This is a genomic window from Pedobacter sp. HMWF019 (genome assembly GCF_003061025.1).
Taxonomy (GTDB): Bacteria; Bacteroidota; Bacteroidia; order Sphingobacteriales; family Sphingobacteriaceae; genus Pedobacter.
Genome location: NZ_QAIL01000447.1, coordinates 1 through 7,273 on the forward strand (window position 1 = coordinate 1; position 7,273 = coordinate 7,273).

Sequence of the window (7,273 nt, forward strand, 5' to 3'; positions counted from 1 at the left end):
ATTATTATTCAGACTCCTGCTTTAATGGCGGTGTCTGGAAAGAATATGCCAAAGGAGTATATGCAGTGCGGGCAGATAGTCTGTTTTTGGAAGGGACCTTTACTAAGGCCAATTATAAGCAAAAAGTTTCCGGTTGCTATCAGACAGGAAGATTTTCCAAGAGTTTTCTGATTAAATCTGCAAAACCGGAAAGCGTACAGCTGGAGAGCATCAGTGATCAGAGAGACCTGAATCTGAATCTTAAAGAACGCATTATTTGTGAGCAAAAAGAATTATAAGAAATGAAGAGATATTCGATTAAAAGTAAAATAAAAGCGGGTTTGATGATTGCCGCAATGGCGTATTTTCCGGTAAAAGCTTCTGCCTGGGGAATGACGGGCCATCGTGTAGTGGGCCAGGTCGCAGATTATTACCTGACAGCTAAGGCGCGGAAAGGCGTGCAAAAAGTACTGGGATCTGAGTCCATGGCTATGGCAGCCAACTGGCCTGATTTTATAAAATCTGACACGACTTTCAACTACCTGAGTGCATGGCACTACGTGAACTTGCCAGGTGGTCTGGATCAGCAGGGTGTCTATCAGTTTCTGAACACGGAAAAAGGGCCTAATGTGTTTAATAAGATTCCGGAAATGGTATCCATTTTAAAAAATCCGCAGAGCAATGCAGATCAGAAAAGAATGGCGATGAGAATTCTGATCCACCTGGTTGGCGACCTTCATCAGCCTATGCATACCGCAAGAAAAGAAGACCTTGGTGGTAATAAAATTAGTGTAACCTGGTTCGGGCAGAAATCCAATCTGCATAAGGTTTGGGACGAAGGTTTGGTTGATTATCAGCAATTGAGTTATACAGAATATGCAGCTGCTATTAACCATCCAACGCAGGAGCAATTCAAAACCTGGTCTGCAACTTCTCTACAGGATTGCGTTTATGAATCTTATATGATCTGCAATAAAATTTACGATCATATAAAACCGGAGGAGAAATTGAGCTACCGTTATAATTTTGATTATGTAGATACCATTAATGAGCAATTGTTGAAAGGCGGGGTCCGTCTGGCAAAAATCATCAATGATATCTACGCGAAATCTTAAAATTCCAATGATGCAACCTTATAAATTATTTATGATCATGTTGGGCTGCAAACCTGCGGGGAGGCATACCGAACAACATGACATTTTCTTTACGGTAGGCAGGACGCTTAAGGAGACAATTCCGGGTATTCTGGATTTCTGGCCGGAGGCAAAGGAAAAGATTCATGTAGATGCCTGGAGGGAAGTGACAGAGGTGAATGGTTACCTTGTAGAAGTTATTGAAAAGAGTATAACTGAAGAGCAGCAGCAGAAATTGTTCTTTATCAATTTAGGTGGGTATAAGCAAGGAGAATTTGATGAGCCGCATTACAAAATGGTTGTTGTAGCTCCAAATCTGGCTGATGCCACACGGCAGGCAAAGGAAAGTGCTTTTTATCGGCATACCGGATTTTCTGGTGCAACCTCCCATATTGACGATAAGTATGGCGTGGATGTAGATGATATCTTTGAAATCATGGATATTTTGCCGAAAGGGATTATTGAAGCTTATAGTCTTAGGATCACAAAGGCTCCGGGTCTTCCTGCTGATGATATTCATTTGGGGTATTTTCCTCTTGGAAAGATCAAGGATTAAATAAGGTCGTAATGAAATTAAAGGCACAGCTGTTGATTGCTGTGCCTTTTTTGTTTAAACCCCGAATTCTTTATCCAGGTATTCTGTTACCTTATGTATGGCATTATCAATCGTGTCGCTCAGAATCGTAATAAACGATCCGGATTTGGCTGTAGCGATAATGTATCTGAGACAATCTTCTCCATCGTTGTTGATCGTTACTTCCATGTCTGGTTTAATCTCCTGTATGCCGGACAGTAGTAAGTCGATCAGTTCCTGTTGATTTCTACCTCTCAGGTATTTTTCCTGGCAAATGATAATTTTGTCGAACATTTGAGCCGCGATTCTTGCGGTTTCTTTAATGTCCTCATCTCTGCGGTCTCCGGTTCCTGAAATAACACCTACATGTTCCGTTGCCTCAATCGTTTTTAGGTAATCTTTGATGCCATTAAAACCATCCGGATTGTGGGCAAAATCAACCAGGATCTGGAACTCTTTGAATTTAAAGATGTTCATGCGGCCTGGCGTTTGAGCAGCAGAAGGTATAAATGTTTCCAGAGACATTCGGATGTCTTCTATTTTATAACCGCAAAGAAAAGCAGCCAGTGTAGCGGCCAGAACATTCTGGATCATGAAATCAACACTCCCTCCAAAGGTGATGGGAACGTGTGTTACCTTATCTACACGTATTTTCCAGTCCCCTTTTTTAATGGTGATATAGCCGTTTTCATAAATTGCAGCTGTTCCGCCTTTTTTGCAATGCTCAACGATGGCCGGATTTTTTTCGTCCATACTGAAGTAAGCGATTTTACAGTCTGCATCGTTGGCGATTTTGATACAATATTTATTGTCTGCATTTAATACCGCCCAGCCATCTCTTTTCACGGCACCAATCACCACGGCTTTTACACGGGTTAGATCATCCAGGTTATGGATATCAGAAATTCCTAAATGATCCTCCTGGATATTGGTAACCACGCCAATGTCGCACTTATTAAAACCCAGTCCTGCACGGAGTATACCTCCTCTCGCTGTTTCCAGTACGGCAAATTCTACAGTAGGGTCGCGGAGAATAAATTCAGAACTTATAGGTCCGGTGGTATCTCCTTTCATCAGCATGGTGTTTTGGACATAGATCCCGTCGGATGTCGTATAACCTACCCTGGTACCATTGCTTTTGACCATGTGGGCAATTAGCCTGGTTGTGGTGGTTTTTCCATTCGTACCTGTTACGGCAATAATTGGGATTCTTGCGGATTTCCCAGGCGGGTAGAGCATGTCGATAACCGGGGCAGCAACATTTCTTGGAAGACCCTCGCTTGGAGCAAGGTGCATTCTGAAACCAGGTGCAGCATTTACTTCCAGGATCACACCTCCGTTTTCTGTTAAGGGTTGTGTGAGGTTCTGAGCCATCACATCAATGCCGCAAATGTCTAATCCAATAATTCTTGATATGCGTTCACTGATAAATATATTCTGTGGGTGTACCAGGTCGGTAACGTCTATGGATGTACCGCCGGTACTTAAGTTCGCTGTAGATTTAAGATAGACGATTTCTCCATTTGGAACGATGGTGTCGAGTGTGTATTCTTTTTTTGCGAGCAGATCGAGGGTGTCCCGGTCTACTATAATTTCGGTCAGCACATTTTCATGACCATAACCTCTTCTTGGATCTTCATTTTCCTTATCGATCAATTGCTGTACGGTCAATTGTCCATTGCCGGTTACATGGGCCGGGACACGCAGGGCGGCAGCGACCATTTGGTGATCAATGACCAGAATCCTGAAATCATAACCCGTAATAAAACGCTCAATGATGATCTTGCGGGAGTAGTTCTTGGCATATTCGAAAGCCTCCTTTGCGGCAGCTTCCGTTTTTACATTGATGGTTGCACCCTTACCGTGATTGCCGTCCAGGGGTTTGAAAACAAGGGGGAAGCCTACTTTCTTAATGGCGTCCTCCAAGTCCTCCGGATCAGAAATGGTTACCCCTTTTGCAACTGGAATTGCAGAATCCTGTAGAAGTCTTTTGGTTTCATCCTTATTACAGGCGATATCAACAGCAATGCTATTGGTTTTCTCTGTCATGGTTGCTCTGAAGCGGACCTGGTTCTTTCCATAACCCAGTTGTACAAGAGAGCTTTTATTCAATCTGATCCAGGGAATGTCTCTGGAAATTGCTTCATCAACAATAGATCCTGTACTGGGCCCTAGTCTTTCCAGTTCTCTAAGCTCCCTTAATTTTTGGATATGGGCTTCCAGATCGCATTCATGGTTGTTGATGAGTGCTTCGGCAATCTGTACAGATGCTTCTGCAGCATAAATACCTGCTTTTTCTTCCAGGTAGCTAAAAACTACATTATAAATGCCTTCTGTCTTCGTTTGTCTTGTTCTGCCATAACCTGTATCCATTCCAGCCAGTGTTTGGATTTCCAACGCGATATGTTCTATCACGTGTCCCATCCAGGTTCCTTCTTTAACACGCTCGAAAAATCCTCCCTCATGTCCTTTAGAGCAGCGATGGCTGAATAGGCTGGGGATGAATTTTACAATACGTTCCTCGAATCCTTCAATAAGATTGGTTGGCCTTTGTTCCAGATCTTCCAGGTCAAGGCGCATTTGAATGAGTTTCTTTCTGTTAACTGACCAGATATTTGGTCCTCTCAGCACTTGAATGCCTAGTATTTTCATTTATTTGTAGTTTTTTGTTTAACGGTGATGAAGTGATCGGGAGCAATTGAGTTTTGTTTTTTGAGTGTTTGCTCCTGATGGTTTCATATACTCTATTTATAATTTTCAGTTTAATGGTGATGAAGCGATCAGGAGCAATTGATTCTTGTATTTGAATGTATTGCTGATGACGGTTTCATCATTTCGTAAGTTTTATTTTTTCTATTCAGTAGACTTGATTAAAAGATTTATCTATTCTACATTCTTTTGTGTTGTGGGATGGATAAGGCTTTAAAAGGAGTAGCCTTTATCGTCTATAAAATTAATAAAATATTCGAATTTCTTTTAGTGGTTGAAAAGGAAATAAACCTAGCTTTTTGATAAAAAAAACTTAATTATTTCCCGAATGGGTATATATTTGGAACAATAGGGACTTAAAAGGAAAAAATGGCTCCAAAAGGGAAATTAATAATTATTGGTGGCGCAATAAATACGGGCAGTTTTACAGAAACAGAATTCGGCCTGCCTCAGAATATGAATTTTTTTGAGAGAGGGATATTAAAGCGGATTACGACAGAGTCTTTAAAAAACACAGAATCGAGATTTGAAATCATAACTACGGCTTCTTTGATCCCCGAAAAAGTTGGAGAAGAATATATAAAAGCCTTTGTTCAACTGGATGTTCACAATGTTGGGGTCTTAAATATCAGCAACCGGGAACAGGCCAATGATGCAGGAAACTGCGCGCGCGTTAAGGCTGCGGATGTGGTTATCTTCACAGGGGGTGATCAGTTGCGTTTGTCTTCCATCTTTGGAGGAACAAGCTTTCATGATATTCTGTTGGATAAATACCAGAACGAAGCAGTAGTCATTGCCGGAACATCTGCCGGAGCGGCTGCAAGCTCAAAGAATATGATTTATCAGGGCAGTAGTAAAGATGCTCTTTTAAAAGGGGAAGTAAAGATCACAGGGGGGCTCGGTTTTATTGATGGGGTAATTGTTGATACACATTTTGTACAGAGGGGAAGAATTGGCAGGCTGTTATATGCTGCTGCAAGTAACCCGGGTATCCTCGGCATTGGGCTCGGAGAGGATACAGGGCTTTACATTTCTGAAGGACATACAATGGAAGCTATTGGTTCTGGTATGGTGATCCTGGTTGATGGAAGACATATGACAGACACCAATCTGACAGATGTAGAAATGGGACAACCGGTATCTATTAATAATATGGTGGTACATGTGATGTGTGATGGTGATGTTTATGACCTCACAACGCATTCGCTGACCATCCATCATCCTAAAACCGTTGCAGCTCAGTAATGAAGATTATCATACATGGCGGATTTTTTAGTGAATCCGCTACAAATCAGGAGACAAAAAAAGCAAAGCAGGAGGCCTTGTCTTCTATTGTGACAAGGTCCTATACATTTTTACAGGAACATACGGCGCTGGAAACAGTGGTTTTTGCGGTGAGTCTGTTAGAAAGTGACCCTCTTTTTAACGCGGGTCTCGGATCTCAGATCCAAAGTGATGGCAAAGTCAGATTGAGTGCTTCTATTATGGATGGAAAGACACAACGTTTTAGTGGTGTGATCAATATAGAAGACGTAGAACATCCGGTGCAAGTCTCTTCAAAATTGTTGAATGAGGATGACCGGGTATTGAGTGGTGAAGGCGCTCTTGATTTTGCAAGGGAAAATGGATTCGAGTATTTTGATCCCGTTACAGCGCAACGCAGAGCCGAATATGAAGCAAAGCGGGGTGGTCGGGGTGGAAAAGGAACGGTTGGCTGTGTGGCATTGGATCGATATGGAAATCTCGCAGCAGCAACTTCCACTGGCGGTAAAGGTTTCGAAATTCCATGCCGGGTCAGTGATTCTGCAACAGTCGCGGGTAATTTTGCCAATCAACATGCCGGAATCTCTTGTACAGGCGTTGGTGAAGATATTGTAAGTGCCTCGCTGGCCTCTAAAATTGTAACCCGGGTAACCGATGGATTCTCTTTAGAATCTGCTGCAAAGAAGTCTTTTCTGGAATTAAAAGAGTTTGATGGTTTTGCAGGGATCATTGGTATTACTTCCGCGGGCGAAATTTACCATCAGGATTCTCATTCTTATATGGTTTGGGCGTCATTTGATGTTAATTTACAGGTGTTTAACTAAAAAATGATATCTTTGCAAAATGTATAGATATGTCCTGTCCTTATTCTTTTTGCTTACAGCTTCCGGTGCGATAGCCCAAACCAGTACGCTGCTGGCACCAGATCAGGTTCCAGGCGGAGGTGCAATTAACATTGCAGTATCCAAATCTGATGAAGAAGACGGAGATAATTATTTTGCTGAGGCGGAGAAAAATGAAAAAAAAGGGGAGTTCAATGAAGCCCTGACTTTATTTGGTAAAGCCGCATTTGAATACAACAATGCCAGGGAGTTTGTTGCTTATGGATCAGCTTTGCTGAGACTGAGTAATATTCACCTCATCATGGAACATTATACGGAGGCGGAACAGGTTGTTCTGAATGTTGCATTAAAAAATTACAGTAGGATTGGAAATAGAAAGGGGCAGATGGATTCTTATAATCAGTTGGGTAAAATCTACTTCGCTGCGAATAAACTGACACAATCTTTGTGGTTCTACACCCAGCAGGGGATGTTGGCCAGGCAGATGAATAATAACCCTTCTTATATCGATTCGATGCTTGGAATTGCCCTTGTAAAGGTTAAAAAGAAGGAGTATAAGCTGGCCTCGAAGGACGTCATCAAGGCAGAATTATTTGCGCGTTCGGTAAAGGTTAACCAGTTTAATGCACAAATTAAAAGCACTAAGAGTTTAATCTCCGAAAAGGTTAATTCAAAGGAAATAAGGAGAATTAAATAACTTTTTTTAAGTTTACAAAAAAGAGACAGTATTATTACTGTCTCTTTTTTGTTTATTTCAGAAATTGGTATCATAT

At 41.7% G+C, this 7,273-nt stretch carries 6 protein-coding genes and 1 pseudogene; 6 read left to right on the plus strand and 1 reads right to left on the minus strand.

Going from position 1 to position 7,273, the window contains the following annotated elements:
- From DBR11_RS23700 to DBR11_RS23710, 3 genes and pseudogenes are all read left to right on the plus strand, one after another.
- Nucleotides 1-278: pseudogene (locus tag DBR11_RS23700) on the plus strand (fumarate hydratase); the annotation flags it as partial.
- 3 nt (nt 279-281) lie between these two features.
- Nucleotides 282-1,094 (plus strand): S1/P1 nuclease, encoded by an 813-nt coding sequence (locus DBR11_RS23705; RefSeq protein WP_108555071.1) that lies wholly within the window; start codon nt 282-284, stop codon nt 1,092-1,094.
- A gap of 7 nt (nt 1,095-1,101) precedes the next feature.
- Nucleotides 1,102-1,668: a DUF1543 domain-containing protein gene (locus DBR11_RS23710; RefSeq protein WP_233260878.1), complete on the plus strand. Its 567-nt coding sequence runs from the start codon at nt 1,102-1,104 to the stop codon at nt 1,666-1,668.
- 54 nt (nt 1,669-1,722) lie between these two features.
- Here DBR11_RS23710 and cphA read toward each other — a convergent pair whose 3' ends face one another.
- Nucleotides 1,723-4,338 (minus strand): cyanophycin synthetase, encoded by a 2,616-nt coding sequence (gene cphA / locus DBR11_RS23715; protein WP_108555072.1) that lies wholly within the window; start codon nt 4,336-4,338, stop codon nt 1,723-1,725.
- A 426-nt stretch (nt 4,339-4,764) separates the two neighbouring features.
- Between cphA and DBR11_RS23720 the strand changes: the two genes are divergently transcribed.
- The 3 genes from DBR11_RS23720 to DBR11_RS23730 are packed head-to-tail and all read left to right on the plus strand — an operon-like array spanning nt 4,765 to nt 7,197.
- Nucleotides 4,765-5,640, plus strand: a complete 876-nt coding sequence (locus tag DBR11_RS23720) for a cyanophycinase (RefSeq protein WP_108555073.1) — start codon at nt 4,765-4,767, stop codon at nt 5,638-5,640.
- Nucleotides 5,640-6,482: an isoaspartyl peptidase/L-asparaginase gene (locus DBR11_RS23725; RefSeq protein WP_108555074.1), complete on the plus strand. Its 843-nt coding sequence runs from the start codon at nt 5,640-5,642 to the stop codon at nt 6,480-6,482. The genes DBR11_RS23720 and DBR11_RS23725 overlap by 1 nt, the downstream gene beginning before the upstream one ends.
- A 19-nt stretch (nt 6,483-6,501) precedes the next feature.
- On the plus strand, nt 6,502-7,197 hold the full coding sequence (locus DBR11_RS23730) for a hypothetical protein (protein ID WP_108555075.1): 696 nt from the start codon (nt 6,502-6,504) through the stop codon (nt 7,195-7,197).
- Nucleotides 7,198-7,273 lie beyond the last annotated feature (76 nt).

Coding starts and splice junctions, on each gene's coding strand:
- DBR11_RS23705 (WP_108555071.1), top strand. CDS start 282: ATGAAGAGATATTCGATTAAAAGTAAAATAAAAGCGGGTTTGATGATT.
- DBR11_RS23710 (WP_233260878.1), top strand. CDS start 1,102: ATGATGCAACCTTATAAATTATTTATGATCATGTTGGGCTGCAAACCT.
- cphA (WP_108555072.1), bottom strand. CDS start 4,338: ATGAAAATACTAGGCATTCAAGTGCTGAGAGGACCAAATATCTGGTCA.
- DBR11_RS23720 (WP_108555073.1), top strand. CDS start 4,765: ATGGCTCCAAAAGGGAAATTAATAATTATTGGTGGCGCAATAAATACG.
- DBR11_RS23725 (WP_108555074.1), top strand. CDS start 5,640: ATGAAGATTATCATACATGGCGGATTTTTTAGTGAATCCGCTACAAAT.
- DBR11_RS23730 (WP_108555075.1), top strand. CDS start 6,502: ATGTATAGATATGTCCTGTCCTTATTCTTTTTGCTTACAGCTTCCGGT.